The organism is Streptococcus australis (genome assembly GCF_003943615.1).
Classification (GTDB): domain Bacteria; phylum Bacillota; class Bacilli; order Lactobacillales; family Streptococcaceae; genus Streptococcus; species Streptococcus australis_C.
Genome location: NZ_RJPZ01000001.1, coordinates 58,041 through 75,769, shown reverse-complemented (window position 1 = coordinate 75,769; position 17,729 = coordinate 58,041). Strand labels below are relative to the sequence as shown.

Sequence of the window (17,729 nt, the reverse complement as noted above, 5' to 3'; positions counted from 1 at the left end):
GGTATTAGTGTCATGTCTCAATCTTATATCAATGTTATCGGTGCGGGCCTAGCAGGCTCGGAAGCGGCTTACCAGATTGCCCAACAGGGAATTCCGGTGAAGCTCTATGAAATGCGTGGGGTCAAATCCACTCCACAACACAAAACAGACAACTTTGCTGAGTTAGTCTGTTCGAACTCTCTTCGCGGGGATTCGTTAACCAATGCTGTTGGTCTCCTCAAAGAAGAAATGCGCCGTCTTGGTTCTGTCATTCTTGAAGCAGCTGAAGCAACTCGAGTGCCGGCCGGTGGTGCACTCGCCGTGGATCGCGAAGGATTTGCCAGTCGGGTAACTGAGAAGGTGTCCCAACACCCTCTGATTGAAGTAATTCGTGATGAAATCACGGAATTGCCGGCAGATGCTATCACAGTGGTCGCAACGGGTCCCCTAACCAGCGATGCCTTGGCGGAAAAGATTCATGCGCTAAATGGTGGGGATGGTTTCTACTTCTACGATGCAGCAGCTCCTATTATCGATGTCAATACTGTCGATATGAGTAAGGTTTATCTCAAGTCACGTTATGACAAAGGAGAAGCAGCTTATCTCAACTGCCCAATGACCAAACAAGAGTTTATGGATTTCCATGAGGCCTTGGTCAATGCGGAAGAAGCCCCGCTTAACTCTTTTGAAAAAGAAAAGTATTTCGAAGGTTGTATGCCAATCGAGGTCATGGCTAAACGAGGGATTAAAACCATGCTCTATGGTCCTATGAAGCCAGTTGGTCTCGAGTATCCGGATGATTACAAGGGGCCTCGTGATGGTGAGTTTAAGACACCATACGCTGTCGTTCAGCTTCGCCAAGACAATGCGGCTGCTAGCCTCTACAATATCGTCGGTTTCCAAACGCATCTCAAATGGGGTGAGCAAAAGCGCGTCTTCCAAATGATCCCTGGTTTGGAAAATGCTGAGTTTGTGAGATATGGGGTCATGCACCGCAATTCTTACATGGACTCTCCAAATCTCCTTGAGCAGACCTACCGTTCTAAGAAACAAGCCAACCTCTTTTTTGCAGGTCAAATGACAGGAGTAGAGGGCTATGTTGAATCTGCAGCATCAGGTTTAGTTGCCGGGATCAATGCCGCTCGTCTCTTCAAAGGAGAGGAAGCAGCAATATTTCCAGAAACAACAGCCATCGGAAGTCTGGCTCACTATATTACCCATGCTGATAGCAAGCATTTCCAGCCTATGAATGTCAACTTTGGAATTATTAAAGAGCTAGATGGCCCACGCATTCGGGATAAAAAGGAACGTTACGAGAAAATTGCCGAACGTTCTTTACAAGATCTGGCAAGATTTATTGGAAAATAAAGTCAATCAATGAAAAAGTTTGGAGAAATCCAGACTTTTTCTTATAAAAATGGTATAATAAATAAAAATTTAGAATATAGAGAGTTTTCTGACAATGAATAAATCTTATTTTTATTTAGAGATGAAGACACACGAGTTGAAAGTGCCTTATACCGGAAAACTCCGTCGTGTCCGAGTCTTATTACCTAAAAATTATGAAACAGACACTGATCGACGCTATCCTGTAGTTTATTTCCATGACGGGCAAAATGTCTTCTATAGTAAGGAAGCCTTTGTAGGTCACTCTTGGAAGGTCATTCCAGCCATCAAGCGTAATCCAGATATTAGTCGCATGATTGTCGTTGCCATTGATAATGATGGCTTGCAACGGATGAACGAGTACTCTGCCTGGAAATACAAGGAATCCAACATTCCTGGGATGCAATTTGGTGGCAAGGGCGTCGAGTATGGGGAGTTTGTCATGGATGTGGTCAAACCTTTTATCGATCAAGAATATCGCACTCTTGCTGATCGAGAACATACAGCTATGATTGGATCTTCGCTAGGCGGTAACATCACTCAATTTTTAGGCTTGGAATACCAAGATCAAATCGGTTGTCTAGGAGTATTCTCCTCTGCCAATTGGTTGCATCAAGAAGCATTTGATCGCTATATCGAGCGTAAGAACTTGTATCCAGATCAACGTATATACATCTATGTAGGGACTGAAGAGGCAGATGATACTGATAAAACGTTAATGGCTGGGAATATCAAGCAAGCCTATATAGACTCATCTCTTCGTTATTACCATGATGTTATTCAACAAGGAGTTGCTTTAGAAAATATCGCCATTCGGATTCAATCCGGGGCGATCCACCATGAAGAAGCCTGGGCTGAACATCTACCAGAATGTCTTCGCTTTTTGGCAGAAAAATGGGATTAATAAACTTAAAATAAACATATAAAGAGAAAGAGGGAACTTATGAATATTGAACATTTAAGCCACTGGAGTGGCCAACTTAACCGCGAAATGTATCTAAACCGCTATGGTCATGCGGGGATTCCTATTGTGGTCTTCGCTTCATCTGGTGGAAGCCATAATGAGTACTATGACTTCGGTATGATTGATGCTTGTGCTCAGTTTATTGAAGAAGGGCGTGTTCAATTTTTCACCCTTTCGAGTGTCGATAGTGAGAGCTGGCTTTGTGAGTGGAAAAACCCTCACGATCGTGCAGAGATGCATCGTGCCTATGAACGCTATGTTATTGAAGAGGCCATTCCTTTCATCAAGCACAAAACGGGTTGGTTTGACCCAATGATGACAACCGGCTGCTCAATGGGAGCTTACCACGCGCTCAATTTCTTCTTGCAACACCCAGATGTCTTCAACAAAGTCATTGCCTTGAGTGGTGTCTACGATGCTCGTTTCTTTGTTGGTGAGTTTGGAGGAGATGAAGCGATTTACCAAAACTCTCCGTCTGATTATATTTGGCATCAAAATGATGGTTGGTTTATCGACCGTTACCGTCAGGCCGAAATTGTCATCTGTACCGGTCTTGGGGCTTGGGAGCAGGATGGACTTCCATCCTTCTATAAATTGAAGGAAGCCTTTGATCACAAAAATATCCCTGCTTGGTTTGCAGAGTGGGGGCACGATGTAGCTCATGATTGGGATTGGTGGCGGAAACAAATGCCGTATTTCTTAGGTCAGATGTATTTATAAGTAAAAAGGGAGGAGATGTCTATGAATTATCTTGTTATTTCACCTTATTATCCACAAAATTTCCAACAATTCACCATTGAGTTGGCTAACAAAGGAATCACTGTCTTGGGGATCGGCCAAGAGCCTTACGAGCAGTTAGATGAACCTTTGCGCAACAGTTTGACAGAGTATTTCCGTGTCGATAACATGGAAAACTTGGACGAAGTGAAACGTGCAGTAGCCTTTCTCTTCTATAAGCATGGCCCAATCGATCGCATCGAATCTCACAATGAATACTGGTTGGAATTGGATGCGGCACTTCGTGAGCAATTTAATGTCTTTGGGGCCAAACCTAAAGATTTAAAGAAAACCAAGTTTAAATCAGAAATGAAGAAACTCTTTAAAAAAGCGGGAGTTCCTGTCGTTCCTGGTGCAGTGGTCAAAGCAGAAAAAGACATCGACAAGGCTGTGAAGAAGATTGGGTTGCCGTTGATTGCCAAGCCTGATAACGGAGTAGGAGCGGCAGCGACCTTTAAAATTGAAACTCCAGAAGATGTGAATCGTTTCAAAGCTGAATGGGATGGACATACTGAATACTTTTTTGAGAAATTTGTTCTTTCCAGTGAAATCTGTACTTTTGATGGTTTAGTGGATCGAGATGGAAACATTGTCTTTTCAACTACTTTTGACTATGCCTATACACCACTTGACTTGATGCTCTACAAGATGGACAACTCTTATTATGTCCTCAAAGAGATGGATCCAAAATTGCGTCAGTACGGTGAAGCGATTGTCAAAGCTTTTGGTATGAAGGAGAGATTCTTCCATATTGAGTTTTTCCGTGATGGGGATGACTATATTGCGATCGAGTACAATAACCGACCTGCAGGAGGCTTTACAATTGATGTCTACAATTACGCTCACTCCATCGACTTGTATCGTGGTTATGCGGCCCTCGTAGCTGGAGAAGAATTCCCTGCTTCTGAATTTGAGCCTCTTTATTGCTTAGCGACTTCTCGTCGAGCTAATGTAAGCTATGCTCTCTCAGAAGAAGAAGTCTTGGCCAAATACCAGCATCAATTCCGAGTGAAGAAGATCATGCCTGCAGCCTTTGCGGAGCTTCAAGGGGACTATCTCTACATGTTAACAACTCCAAGTCGTGAGGAATTGGAACAAATGATTCGTGACTTTGGTCAACGAGCTGAATAAAAGTGATCCGATAGGTCTTTTCCTATCGGTTTTTTTATTCCGAAGTATCAATATTTTCTCAATATATGACTTTGTGAATCTTTTATACAACAGTTGAAAAACTCTATTACACCAATGTTCTATAGAGTTTGATTTGTGAAGATAATTGAGCATTTTTTTTGACAGTGCTTTCAATTTTGGATAAAATGAAAGAGAATGAATAAATGCTAAGAAAGGCGAAATAATGGCAACATTAGATAAAAGTCTCTTATTGGATATGTTCCGTAAAATGGAAGAAATCCGTCGCATGGACTTAAAAATTGCACAGTTAGTAAAAAAAGGGAAAGTGCCGGGAATGACGCACTTTTCTGTTGGTGAAGAAGCAGCCAACGTTGGAGCAATGCTAGCTTTGAACGAGGATGACCTGCTAACTTCAAACCACCGTGGTCACGGACAAGCGATCGCTAAAGGGATCGACTTGAATGGAATGATGGCTGAAATCCTTGGCAAGTATACTGGTACTTGTAAAGGGAAGGGTGGCTCTATGCATATCGCCGACCTTGATGCCGGTAACCTCGGTGCCAACGGTATCGTCGGTGGTGGTATGGGAATTGCAGTAGGGGCTGCCCTTACTCAACAAATGCATAAGACTGGAAAAGTTGTTGTCTGCTTCTTTGGTGATGGCGCAACCAACGAAGGTGTCTTCCACGAAGCGGTCAATATGGCTTCAATCTGGAATCTTCCCGTGATCTTCTACTGTATTAATAATGGTTATGGGATCTCTGCTGACATCAAGAAAATGACCAATGTGGAGCACATCCATGAGCGTAGTGCTGCTTACGGCATTCCTGGAATGTTTATTCCTGATGGAAACAACGTTATTGATGTCTATGAAGGATTCCAAAAAGCTGTTGAACATGTCCGTTCTGGTAAAGGTCCTGTCTTGATCGAAAGTGTCACCTATCGTTGGCTTGGACACTCTTCATCTGACCCTGGTAAATACCGGACCCGTGAAGAAGTCGAAGAGTGGAAGAAGAAAGATCCGATTGAAAACCTTCGCAAGTATCTCCTTGAAAATGAAATTGCGAGCGCAGAAGAATTGGATCAGATTCAAGAAGAAGTGAAAGAAGCAGTTGAAGCTTCAGTGAAATTTGCGGAAGAAAGCCCATTCCCTCCACTTGAATCAGCTTTTGAAGATATTTACGCAGACTAAGGGGGAGTAGAGAATTATGGAAACAAAATTAATGTCTTTCCGCGATACCATTATCCTTGCTATGTCTGAGGAAATGCGTCGCGACGAAAATGTATTGTTGATGGGGGAAGATGTCGGAGTTTTCGGTGGAGACTTCGGAACTTCCGTAGGAATGCTAGAGGAATTCGGTCCAGAACGTGTTCGTGATTGTCCGATTTCTGAGGCTGCTATCTCAGGTGCAGCAGCTGGTGCAGCCATGACCGGACTTCGTCCAATCGTTGATATGACCTTCATGGATTTCTCCGTGATTGCCATGGATGCTATCGTCAACCAAGCTGCTAAGACTCGCTACATGTTTGGCGGAAAAGGGCAAGTGCCGATGACAGTCCGCTGTGCTGCTGGTAACGGAGTTGGATCTGCAGCACAACACTCCCAATCTTTGGAATCATGGTTTACCCATATTCCTGGTTTGAAAGTTGTTGCTCCAGGAACTCCAGCGGATATGAAAGGACTTCTCAAGTCTTCTATCCGTGACAACAACCCAGTGATCATTCTTGAATACAAATCAGAATTCAACCAAAAAGGTGAAGTACCTGTAGATCCTGACTATACCATTCCACTTGGTGTCGGAGAGATCAAACGGGAAGGAACGGATGTAACTGTCGTAACCTACGGAAAAATGCTTCGTCGCGTGATGCAAGCAGCTGAAGAATTGGTTGAAGAAGGCATTTCAGTAGAAGTAGTAGACCCACGTACTTTGGTTCCGCTTGATAAAGAAATCATCATTAACTCTGTCAAGAAAACAGGAAAAGTAGTCCTTGTCAATGACGCTCACAAAACAAGTGGTTATATCGGTGAAATCTCAGCTATTATTTCTGAATCAGAAGCATTTGATTACTTGGATGCACCTATCCGTCGTTGTGCGGGGGAAGATGTACCAATGCCTTACGCGCAAAACCTTGAAAATGCAATGATTCCGACAGTTGAAAGCATCAAAGATGCCATTCGTAAAACCTACAACAAAGAATAATACATAACATAAATTATGTAACTAGCAATAATTCAGACGAAGAAACTTTGTATCTAATGATGCAAAGTTCTCTGCGTCCATAATATCTTAGATTAGAGCACGGGCTAAAAGCTCGGAAAAAAGATAAATCTCCTTGACTTCATCGAAGTCTGCGTTGATTTCCTATTTTTCAGTCGCTTTTAAACGCCCTTAGTATCTTATAATTGAATTCGGACGGAGGTCTGCGAAAAAAAGATAGATTTCCTTGTGTTCATCGAACACAGCGTCAATCTCCTATTTTTTCATTGCCCTCTGCATCCTTAATATCTTATAATAGAATAGGAGAGGTCATGGCTGATGATAAGCTAAGAGCGACTCCTGCGGCTAGAAAATTAGCGGATGATCTAGGGATCAACCTCTATGATGTTTCTGGTTCAGGCGCAAACGGTCGTGTCCACAAAGAAGACGTGGAAACATATAAAGACACAAATGTGGTTCGCATTTCACCACTTGCAAAACGAATTGCTTTAGAACACAATATTGCTTGGCAAGAAATCCAAGGAACTGGTCATCGTGGTAAGATCATGAAGAAGGATGTTCTTGCTTTCCTTCCTGAGAATATTGAGAAGGATACCATTAAGTCGCCTGCTCAAATTGAGAAGGTGGAAGAAGTTCCTGATAACGTAACACCTTATGGTGAGATCGAACGGATTCCGATGACACCAATGCGTAAAGTGATTGCACAACGGATGGTGGAATCTTACTTGACTGCACCAACCTTTACATTGAACTATGACGTCGATATGTCTCAAATGTTGGCTCTTCGTAAGAAGGTATTGGATCCAATCATGGAAGCAACTGGTAAGAAAGTCACTGTAACAGATTTGCTTTCTCTTGCAGTTGTTAAGACCTTGATGAAACACCCATACATCAATGCGTCATTGACGGAGGATGGTAAAACCATCATCACTCACAACTATGTCAACTTGGCTATGGCGGTTGGGATGGACAATGGTCTGATGACACCGGTTGTCTACAACGCAGAAAAGATGACCTTGTCAGAATTGGTGGTAGCCTTTAAGGATGTTATCGGACGTACTTTGGATGGTAAATTAGCTCCAAGTGAATTGCAAAATTCAACCTTTACCATCAGTAACTTGGGAATGTTTGGTGTTCAATCATTTGGACCGATTATCAACCAACCAAACTCAGCCATCCTTGGTGTTAGCGCAACTGTTGAAAAACCAGTTGTTGTGAATGGTGAAATCGTCATTCGTCCAATCATGAGCTTGGGCTTGACCATTGACCACCGAGTCGTCGATGGTATGGCTGGTGCCAAATTCATGAAAGACTTGAAAGCCTTGATTGAAGACCCGATTTCAATGTTGGTCTAATCAACGAGAGAGAATAGAAACAAGAAAAAGAGGGAAATATAATGGCCTTAGAAGTAATTATGCCAAAAGCCGGCGTAGATATGACCGAAGGACAAATCGTTCAGTGGAATAAAAAAGTCGGCGAATTTGTTAAAGAAGGAGAAGTTCTCCTTGAAATCATGACAGATAAAGTCAGCATGGAATTGGAAGCTGAAGAAGATGGCTACTTGATTGCTATCTTGAAAGGGGACGGCGAGACTGTTCCTGTCACTGAAGTAATCGGTTACCTTGGTGAAGAAGGGGAAAACATCCCAACAGCTGGAGCAGCACCAGAAGCGAGTCCAGCGCCAGCCACAGTAAGTGCTTCAAATGATGACAATAAGAGCGATGATGCTTACGATATCGTTGTAATTGGTGGTGGACCTGCTGGTTACGTATCTGCTATCAAGGCAGCTCAATTGGGTGGTAAAGTTGCTCTTGTTGAGAAATCTGAACTTGGTGGTACTTGCTTGAACCGCGGATGTATCCCAACTAAGACTTACCTTCATAACGCTGAAATCATTGAAAATATCGGCCATGCGGCAAATCGTGGAATCGTGATTGAAAATCCTAACTTCACTGTTGATATGGACAAGGTTCTTGAAACCAAGAACAAGGTCGTCAATACTTTGGTTGGCGGGGTTGCAGGACTTCTTCGTAGCTATGGAGTTGATGTTCATAAGGGTATCGGTACCATTACGAAAGATAAGAATGTCTTGGTCAATGGTTCTGAATTACTTGAAACTAAGAAAATCATCCTTGCTGGTGGTTCAAAAGTCAGCAAGATTAACGTTCCTGGTATGGAATCATCACTTGTGATGACTAGTGACGATATCCTGGATATGAACGAAGTACCAGAAAGCCTTGTAATCATCGGTGGTGGTGTTGTCGGTATCGAACTCGGTCAAGCCTTTATGACCTTTGGTTCTAAAGTTACGGTCATCGAAATGATGGACCGCATTGTGCCAGCTATGGATGCGGAAGTATCTAAGAATCTTCGCTTGATCCTTGAACGCAAAGGTATGACCATCTTGACTGATACCAAACTGCAAGAAATCATTGAAGAAGATGGCAAACTTCGTATCAAGGTTGAAGGCAAAGACGATATCATCGCTAATAAAGCTCTTCTTTCAATCGGTCGTGTTCCAGATCTTGAAGGAATCGGTGACGTTGAGTTTGAATTAGACCGTGGTCGGATCAAGGTCAATGAATACATGGAAACATCTGTTCCAGGTATCTATGCGCCAGGTGACATCAACGGTACGAAGATGTTGGCTCACGCTGCTTTCCGTATGGGTGAAGTAGCAGCTGAAAATGCTCTTAAAGGGAACCATGCCGTTGCTAAATTGAACTTGACTCCTGCAGCCATCTACACACTTCCAGAAGTAGCAGCAGTTGGTTTGACAGAAGAACAAGCTCGTGAAAAATACGATGTCCAAATTGGTAAATTCAACTTTGCAGCTAACGGTCGTGCCATTGCATCAGATGCAGCTCAAGGTTTTGTTAAGGTCATTGCAGACAAGAAATACGGTGAAGTTCTTGGAGTTCACATCATTGGTCCAGCAGCAGCTGAATTGATCAACGAAGCTTCTACTATCATTGAGATGGAAATCACTGTAGAAGAAATGCTCAAGACTATCCATGGTCACCCAACCTTCTCAGAAGTGATGTACGAAGCTTTTGCGGATGTACTTGGCTTGGCAGTTCACTCACCTAAGAAGAAATAATCATTAAAATGATAGAATGGCTGGACAGCAAGTGCTGGACCAGTCTCTATCGTATATAAAGGAATCTTATGAAATACATTATTAATTATTCAAATGATACTGCTTTTAATATTGCTTTAGAAGAGTATGCTTTCAAGCATCTTTTGGATGAGGATCAAATCTTCCTTCTCTGGATTAACAAACCATCAATCATTGTGGGTCGCCACCAAAACACTATCGAAGAAATCAACCGTGACTACGTTCGGGAGCATGGAATTGAGGTCGTACGTCGGATCAGTGGTGGTGGGGCTGTTTACCATGATTTGAACAACCTCAACTACACCATTATTTCGAAAGAAGATGAAAATAAGGCCTTTGACTTCAAGAGCTTCTCAACTCCTGTGATCAATACCTTGGCTCAGCTTGGGGTTAAGGCTGAATTTACTGGTCGTAACGATTTGGAGATCGACGGTAAGAAATTCTGTGGGAATGCCCAAGCTTATATCAATGGCCGGATCATGCACCATGGTTGCCTTCTCTTTGATGTTGATTTGTCTGTCCTTGCCAATGCTCTCAAGGTGTCAAAAGACAAGTTTGAGTCTAAGGGGGTTAAATCAGTTCGTGCTCGTGTCACCAATATTATCGACGAATTGCCAGAAAAAATCACGGTTGAAGAGTTCCGTGACCTGCTTCTGGACTACATGAAGAAAGAATATCCTGAAATGACGGAGTATGTCTTCTCAGATGAAGAATTGGCGGAGATCAACCGGATTAAGGAAACCAAGTTCGGTACCTGGGATTGGAACTATGGGAAGTCCCCTGAATACAATATCCGTCGTGGCACTAAATTCCCTAGCGGTAAGGTTGAAATCTTCGCGAACGTCATTGAATCAAAAATCCAAGACATCAAGATCTATGGAGATTTCTTTGGTATCGAAGACGTAGCAGCAGTAGAAGATGTCCTTCGTGGCGTCAAATACGAACGCGAAGACGTTCTCAAAGCCCTTCAAACCATTAACCTAGGTCGTTACTTCGCAGGAATCACTGCAGAAGAAATTGCTGAAGCAGTGGTGGAATAAAATCATAAGAGGCTAGGACAAAAGTCCTAGCCTCTCAATTGTATTTGGATTGTCGAACAAGACGCAGTGGTTGAGTGGGCTCTACTACGCTGATTTCGTCAGCTTTTACAGCCCTACTCAACTGTGCGGAGGTGGGACGACGAAATCGAATTCTAGCGAACTACCGATTTCTGTCCCACTCTCTTTTTTGAAACTAGTTTCACATAGAAATTATTGTTTTACTAAGGATTTTGTAGTATAGTAAAGGTGGAATAGTGTATTCGTTTACAAAAAATGTAACTGTTAGTTTTAAAACTCAGTAATTACTAAAACAACGGAAATGATTGACCAGCTAGATATTACTTACCTTTTTTCTTTAGAAAGTGTGATGATATGAAACGTGTCTTTATTCTTTTATCAAACCTTTTTATCTCTAGCTTTTTGATTTGGATTGCCTTTATTTCTCCAAATACGGTTATCCACCGCAGTCTTCCGGTAGTAGGTGTGGTAAGACAAGATAAGAGCGTCACATATGAAGAGTTATCTTCCAGTTTAGACCGCTTGGCAAGGGAAAATCATAGTATAATTGCTAGTCAGATACAAAGAACAGATTCTAAGGGTCAGGTTGTTTTCACCTATGATATCTACGGAGAGGGAAAACTTCCTCTTGGAATTAAAAGAGAGAAGAAAGAACTGGCTGCCAAAGAAAGCCTGTTAACGAATTATTATATATTAACAGGTGAATTAGAAACTGAAAAGCTGGATCAAACGCTTCATAATCTTGGCTTCTCACAAACTTTTATTGAGAAACCGAATTTTCTGCAGACCTTTATTGCCTTTTTTGGCTCAGGTTCACAATCACTTGCCTTGGTTATTTTTATCATTAGTTTTAGCGCTTTGACGATTATACAAAAAACACTTGAAATGAGAAGCGCTGGGATTCGATATATCTCAGGAATGAGACGCTTGCAACTTTTCGGACATTCTCTAAAAGAAGATAGTGTAGAGTTGCTTTTGGGATGTATAGGGGCAAGTACAATGGGTGCTGTTCTGATTTATTGCTTTCAATTGACACCTTTTTCCTATTCCATCGTCATTTCCGGTAGTATTATTTACAATGGGATTTTACTGATTCTATCTGTTTTCTTATCCTTCCTCTTTGCATATAGTATTCAAACGATTCATTTAGTCCCCCTTTTAAAAGGGAAGGTTCCATTGAAGCGCATATTGGTTTTCCTCTTTATTTGTCAATTTCTCGCTGTGGCATTAATTGGCCTTGCGATTCATCGAATCAGTATTTATGGATCAGTCTGGCAAACTCACCAAGAGGGAAGTGAGGCTTGGTTAAAACAGTCGAATTGGGTCCAAATTAGTACAAGTCGCGAGGATTTTTCACAGAAAACAAACAAAGAGACGCAAATTGAGAACAGAGCAAAATGGTCTAAGCTCATCGAGTCTGGAATCGAAAATGGTGGTCTTTTAGCTTATCATAATCTCGTATCTTTTAGTTCAAAAGGAGTTATGACGGATCCTAGTACAGGTAAAGAGTTTTCAATCACAGATTACGATCCACTTGCCAATAGCCTGTATGTCACTCCAAATTATCTTGATATCCAAGGTGTTCCAGTTTCTCCTGAAGAAAAAGATCACTTAAATCACTTACAAGCAGGAGAATTTGGTCTCTTACTTCCGGAAAAATTAAAAGGTCGAGAAGAGGAGATGATCAAGCGATATGAAGATTATCTATCTCCTCGAGATGATCAAGGAAATATCACCTTATCAATGAAGGCGAAGGTAACGTATATTCCGAATCATCAAAAACGCTTTATCTACAACAACACACCAATTAGCTATAAGCAATTCTTTACCGATCCGGTTTTAGTGGTTATTCAACCTGAAAGTTTTGGAGGCTATGAGAATCCATATTTCACCCACCTAGATTCCTACCTTTATTTTAATGGGCTTCAGAATAGTAAGAAGCTAATCGCTGAGTATAATCTTGAAAAAAGTGTTAGTCAGTACGACTATGCAGTGGACGTTTACCAGCAAATGGCCCAAAAAATACAAATAGAAAATCTCATGGCGATTGCAGGAGGAGTCTTTGGTATAGCAACCTCTGTTCTTCTTTTTAACACTATGAATTTCCTATATTTTGAAGAGTTTAGAAAACAAATCTTCTTGAAGAAGATTGCAGGTCTGGGATTTGTAAACATTCACCAAATGATTTTGCTCTCAGAAAGTGTCCTCTTACTATTAGGAAGCTTCCTTGTATTCATTCTCACTTCGGAATGGTGGATTGCTCTTGTCACTCTCTTTCTATTTCTTACTAATGCTTGGTTTATTCTCCTGTACCGGTCTCATAAAGAAGACCACTTGTTAGCCACTGTATTGAAAGGAGCCTAATATGATTAGCATAGAACATTTAACCAAATCATTTGGCCAACGAACGGTCTTTCAAGATTTGAGCTTGCAATTTACAGAAGGTAAGGTCTATGCTCTGATCGGAAATAGCGGGTGTGGTAAAACAACCTTGCTTAATATCTTGGCAAAGTTAGAACCTTATGAAAAGGGAAGTATCAGCTATCAAGGGCAAGAATTGAAACAAATCAAACAGCATCACTTCTTTAAGAATGAATTAGGCTATCTCTTTCAAAACTTTGGCCTACTTGAAAACGAAACTATCGCTACAAATTTAGATTTGGGATTGATTGGGCAAAAATTAACGAAAAAAGAGAAGAAGCAGCAAGAAGAAGAAGTGCTCAAAAAAGTAGGATTAGCTTACCTTGCTCTGGATCAAAAGATTTATGAATTATCGGGGGGAGAGGCGCAACGTGTCGCATTAGCTAAAGTTATTTTAAAAGATCCACCTTTAATTTTGGCGGATGAACTAACTGCAGCACTGGATCCAGAAACCTCACAAGAGGTGATGGACTTGCTCTTAATGTTAAAGAATCAAGAGCGTATAATCATTATTGCAACCCATAATCCAGTGATTTGGGAAAAAGCTGACGAAGTGGTAAAGCTCAACTAGTCCATGGCTGAAGAATGGTAGGATCTTCTATATTATCTTTTATAACTAGCTATTCATGAGGTATAGGCTGATGAAGTAAAAAGATCATGTCAAACCAAAATTTTTAAGATTTATCATCAAAAGTTAGTAAATGAATAGTCTCTTTTCTTGATATTCAAGAATAATGAGTGTAGAATATAGAGAAAATCTGAAGAAAAAGAGGATCGTATTCAATGATGAAAGTTCCAGTTGAAAATCTTGGTCTATTTGAACAGTTAGATCGTATCGTAGTGGCTTTTTTTAAGAAGCAACAAGCTTCCAGTCCTTATGATTTAAATATCAGTATCACACAAGAACACCTTGACCAGAAAAAGCAAGAGCTGGAACCATTAGGCTATCAAGCTGTCCAACTACCATTAGGAATGGCTTTAGATAATGTCATCCATCAACCTTATTATACAAACTTAGTGATTGGCGGACTTGCTCCCGACGAAATTATGGTCAGTAAAGAAGAATTACTGCCTTTGAAAGATATCGTAGATAGTTTTTGTATTATGTATGCTGCAGCGAATAACAGACTGGAAAATAGTAAGGCTTATGATTTAATGAAAGATAAGACGGTTTATTTTATTGGTAAACTGTTTACAGATTTCCCCAAAGCTGGTGATGAAATTGCTTATTTAGGAATTGATCGAATAGCGAGCGATGGTACACCATATGAAGCAGTTAGATGCTTTCTAACAGAAGAGAGTGCAGAGAAGTACAATGGTGAAAAAAGACCTGTCAGCCCTGCAAACTTGGCCTATCTAAAATCATTTTGGGGAAAACCAGTTATTATCGAGCCGCACCGTAATTATTGGATCGAATTTTTATAGAAAGTATAAAAGAGCGTAAGATTCCATAAAAAATCTTATGCTCTTTTTCTAATATCAAAAATATTACATAATTTATATTATGTATCTTATAAGCTATCCAATGCATTTTTCTGTTCGTCATTTACGATATGGGTATACAAGTCCGTTACCTGAGTGCTGGCATGTCCTAGCTGATGGCTGACCAAAACTTGGGATTTGGTTGCATCATAGAGACGGGTTGCAAGAGTATGGCGCAGTTTGTGGGGGGTTACGCGGACTTTGAAGTCTTCAGAATACTTGGCCACCATCTTTTCAACACTAGAAGCATCAATCCGGTTCGGAACACCTCGATATAAGGTTAGAAACAGGGCTGTATCGGTTTTTTCTGTCTTATAACGTTTGTCTCGAATAGCGAGATATTGTTCTAAATAAGGCTTAGCAAAGGCAGCAACATTAACCGAGTCTCTTTTTCCACCTTTTCGAGTGACGTCAATCACCATCATCTTAAGGTTGAGGTCTCGAAGATCCAGGTTAACGGCTTCAGAGAGACGGACACCAGAGGCAAGAAGGAGTGCGATAATGGCTAAATCACGCTCTTTATTCTTATTAAAGGAAGATAAGGCGCGATTTGAAAGTGTTTGAGGGTACTCCTCGTCAATATAGTTAAGGAAACCTTCTGTCTCATCACCTAAAAAGAGCTTTTGCTTGATATTCTCAGCTCGAGCCGCCAAGGTTTCCTTCTTTTTCTTGGTTGCAACCTTCTTCATGACATTACGATAGAAATAAGGTTCTCCTTGCTCGTTTTCAACTTCCTCAGTCAAATATTTATACAGACTAGAAAGTGCAGAAAGGGTCCGGTTAATGGTTGTTTGAGAAACCCCATTTTTAGTCGTATTGGCATTGAGAAGAGGACGTTCACGCAAGTAAAGAATGAAGGATTCCATGTCTTTCTTGGTCATATGCTCCAGAACCTCTAAAGGGATATTGGCCATGGTGTCAGCATCTGATATACCAGATTCCAAGACCCAGGTGAAAAATCGATCGTATTCCTTTAAGTATTCGTACAAGGTCGTAAAACTGTACGGAACGGCCAGTTTCGATTGATAGTATTCCAATACATACCAAGGCATGACTTGTTTGAGTTTATCAATACGTTCTAATAAGATCTCACGTTTCATGTTTTTCTCCAAATCTTTCTATACTAGTAGTATAGCATAGCTAGATATATTTTTCAAGAAAATTATAGTTTTTCGGAAAGATGTTATAGAGTATATATAGGATTGTTTGGTTTTCTATATACCTTTTAAAAACAAAACAATCAGCAAATCTCGCGGATCTACTGACTGTTTTTCTACTCTAACTTATTTTTCTACATATTGAAAGGAAATCTTGCTACCACAAAGCCAATTATAGACTCGATCATTAACTTGGACGTTCATAGCTTCATGGGCATATTCTGGCATGACCAAATGCTCTTTTGGACACTCTAATCGATTATAAATGGCAAACTGCGTCACAGGATAACAGACATCATCATCTAACCCGGTAATCATGTGAACCTGTCCTTTAATGCGATGGGCAAAATTTTTCACATCAATATAGGCTAATGTTTCCATGATTTGGTCTTCCGTTTCATGGAATGGATCATGGAACTTAAAATAACGGAAAAGCTCGTCATAGGCCTCGCTGGTATTTCCAATCTCTAATACACGTCTGAAATCTGATAAGAATGGATAAATGGCTACCGTTTGTCGGATTCGGGGATTCAATCCGGCAGCTACCAGGGCCAGGGCACCACCTTGAGAGGCTCCATAGCTGGCGAGTTTGCTGTCGTCTACTTGAGGAAGGCTCGCTACAATTTCTATTAACTGGTAAAGATCTAAGTAGACATCCTTATAAAATAGCTCATGAGGACCTTCCACAGCTCCGCGGATAATCTGTCCTTTTACGGTGTTTCCGACTGGTGATCGATCTCCGTCTGTTGAATAACCTGATTGACCTCTTACATCCATAGAGACCACACCATAGCCTGCTGCTGTATAAGCAAGCATGTCTGTCCAATCCCAACAACGGCCCATATAGCCATGAAAATGGAAAATAACAGGAATCTTTTGATCTGTTTTTGGGAAAACAACTCGCGCATAAACAAGACCATCTCGTGTTCCTTTAAAGGTTAATTCATAACAATGAACGTTTGGAATGCTGAAATCTTGTTCTTCGAGCTTGTATTCAGGAAGTTCAGCAAGGTTTGCTAAGGCTTGATCCCAGAAAGAATCAAAATCTGTCGGAACTTCATCACGTCCTTTATAAGTCTTAATTTCTTCAAGTAAGGCTGGATTTTTCATCAGTTTCTCCTTTTATTTGTAACCGGTATCAAAAATGTACCATATTTACTTAAGGATTGCAAGAGACAAAAATAAATTACATAACCGAAATTATGTAATTTATCATAGATTCAAAAACAGACTTAATTGCTTCACCAGCTCTGGATTAGTGGGTAATGCAGAATGATGAGCCTTTCGACCTTTTAACTTCACTTCTGAATAAGTTTGATTCTCAAAAATTGATTTTGCTGCTTGTGCACTAGAGAGAGGAACGATACCGTCTGATTTTCCAGCAAAGCTACCGACAAAGTTAAGGACCTCTACTTCTTTATCTAAGCGATGTTTCCAACTTTGAAAATCGTCATACATTTCTTGGTTAAATTTGTAAGGACTTCCGATAATGGCCATCTTGCTTACAGTTAACCTCTTTTTCTCTAAAAAGCCACTCTCCAATAAACCAGTCAAAACTAGTCCACCATTGGAGTGTCCGACTGCCTTGAACTCTGTAAAATAATAGTGATCAAGAAGATAGGTTAAAGCTTTCTTAAGGGATTCGATTTGCTGCTTGACATTGCTGTAGCCATCTCGATTGTTCTCAAAGCCAATCACAATCATAGGATTTGGCTCTTTTGTATTCAGTCTTCCTTCCATCTCTATAGAATCATCTTTATTGACTTTTATTTTTAAGAGACTCTGTTTTTTTCTAGAAAAACGATGGAGCATGCGGATAGTTCCATTGAAACGCTGGATACTAGCTGAACTTCCAGGTACAAAGATGATCGGATTGATTGGTGGTTTCTTCGACCCTTTTGGAAAATAAAAGGGCTTGCTATGCGAAGAAAACAATCTTACAAAGAAACGAATGAGTTGTTGAAATAGTTTTTTTAACATGTTTTCTCTAGTACTTTTTTCTAAAAGAACCCGGAACAATGTCCCAGGCCCTTATTA

General features: G+C 40.8%; 15 protein-coding genes. 12 read left to right on the top strand and 3 right to left on the bottom strand.

Going from position 1 to position 17,729, the window contains the following annotated elements:
• The first annotated feature begins 12 nt into the window (after positions 1 to 12).
• The 12 genes from trmFO (at position 13) to D8785_RS00315 (ending at position 14,478) form a co-directional block, all read left to right on the top strand.
• Positions 13 to 1,347, top strand: a complete 1,335-nt coding sequence (gene trmFO, locus D8785_RS00375) for a methylenetetrahydrofolate--tRNA-(uracil(54)-C(5))-methyltransferase (FADH(2)-oxidizing) TrmFO (protein ID WP_185759603.1) — start codon at positions 13 to 15, stop codon at positions 1,345 to 1,347.
• A 94-nt stretch (positions 1,348 to 1,441) separates the two neighbouring features.
• Positions 1,442 to 2,269, top strand: coding sequence for an alpha/beta hydrolase (locus tag D8785_RS00370; protein WP_125374089.1), 828 nt, complete (start codon positions 1,442 to 1,444; stop codon positions 2,267 to 2,269).
• A 39-nt stretch (positions 2,270 to 2,308) separates the two neighbouring features.
• Positions 2,309 to 3,049, top strand: a complete 741-nt coding sequence (locus tag D8785_RS00365) for an esterase family protein (protein ID WP_125374088.1) — start codon at positions 2,309 to 2,311, stop codon at positions 3,047 to 3,049.
• A 21-nt stretch (positions 3,050 to 3,070) separates the two neighbouring features.
• A complete protein-coding gene (locus tag D8785_RS00360) occupies positions 3,071 to 4,237 on the top strand; it encodes an ATP-grasp domain-containing protein (protein ID WP_125374087.1) in 1,167 nt (388 codons plus the stop codon).
• 223 nt (positions 4,238 to 4,460) lie between these two features.
• Positions 4,461 to 5,429 carry a thiamine pyrophosphate-dependent dehydrogenase E1 component subunit alpha gene (locus D8785_RS00355; protein WP_125374086.1) on the top strand — a complete coding sequence of 323 codons (969 nt, stop codon included), beginning with the start codon at positions 4,461 to 4,463 and terminating at the stop codon, positions 5,427 to 5,429.
• A 16-nt stretch (positions 5,430 to 5,445) separates the two neighbouring features.
• Positions 5,446 to 6,438, top strand: coding sequence for an alpha-ketoacid dehydrogenase subunit beta (locus tag D8785_RS00350; RefSeq protein ID WP_125374085.1), 993 nt, complete (start codon positions 5,446 to 5,448; stop codon positions 6,436 to 6,438).
• Positions 6,439 to 6,767: 329 nt separating this feature from the next.
• Entirely contained in the window at positions 6,768 to 7,811 is a 1,044-nt protein-coding gene (locus D8785_RS00345; protein ID WP_023026811.1) for a dihydrolipoamide acetyltransferase, read from the top strand.
• A 41-nt stretch (positions 7,812 to 7,852) separates the two neighbouring features.
• A complete protein-coding gene (gene lpdA / locus D8785_RS00340) occupies positions 7,853 to 9,556 on the top strand; it encodes a dihydrolipoyl dehydrogenase (protein WP_125374084.1) in 1,704 nt (567 codons plus the stop codon).
• A gap of 68 nt (positions 9,557 to 9,624) precedes the next feature.
• Positions 9,625 to 10,614 (top strand): lipoate--protein ligase, encoded by a 990-nt coding sequence (locus D8785_RS00335; protein WP_070465922.1) that lies wholly within the window; start codon positions 9,625 to 9,627, stop codon positions 10,612 to 10,614.
• 372 nt (positions 10,615 to 10,986) lie between these two features.
• Positions 10,987 to 12,996, top strand: a complete 2,010-nt coding sequence (locus D8785_RS00325) for a DUF1430 domain-containing protein (protein WP_125374083.1) — start codon at positions 10,987 to 10,989, stop codon at positions 12,994 to 12,996.
• A gap of 1 nt (position 12,997) precedes the next feature.
• Positions 12,998 to 13,624, top strand: coding sequence for a putative bacteriocin export ABC transporter (locus D8785_RS00320; protein ID WP_125374082.1), 627 nt, complete (start codon positions 12,998 to 13,000; stop codon positions 13,622 to 13,624).
• Between the two features lie 212 nt (positions 13,625 to 13,836).
• On the top strand, positions 13,837 to 14,478 hold the full coding sequence (locus D8785_RS00315; protein WP_125374081.1) for a hypothetical protein: 642 nt from the start codon (positions 13,837 to 13,839) through the stop codon (positions 14,476 to 14,478).
• Positions 14,479 to 14,564: 86 nt separating this feature from the next.
• Here D8785_RS00315 and xerS read toward each other — a convergent pair whose 3' ends face one another.
• The 3 genes from xerS to D8785_RS00300 form a co-directional block, all read right to left on the bottom strand.
• Positions 14,565 to 15,635 (bottom strand): tyrosine recombinase XerS, encoded by a 1,071-nt coding sequence (gene xerS / locus D8785_RS00310; RefSeq protein ID WP_125374080.1) that lies wholly within the window; start codon positions 15,633 to 15,635, stop codon positions 14,565 to 14,567.
• A 183-nt stretch (positions 15,636 to 15,818) separates the two neighbouring features.
• The gene (locus D8785_RS00305) at positions 15,819 to 16,802 is read right to left on the bottom strand and encodes an acetylxylan esterase (protein ID WP_125374079.1); all 984 of its coding nucleotides are present in this window, start codon (positions 16,800 to 16,802) and stop codon (positions 15,819 to 15,821) included.
• A 102-nt stretch (positions 16,803 to 16,904) separates the two neighbouring features.
• Entirely contained in the window at positions 16,905 to 17,672 is a 768-nt protein-coding gene (locus tag D8785_RS00300) for an alpha/beta hydrolase (RefSeq protein WP_125374078.1), read from the bottom strand.
• Positions 17,673 to 17,729 lie beyond the last annotated feature (57 nt).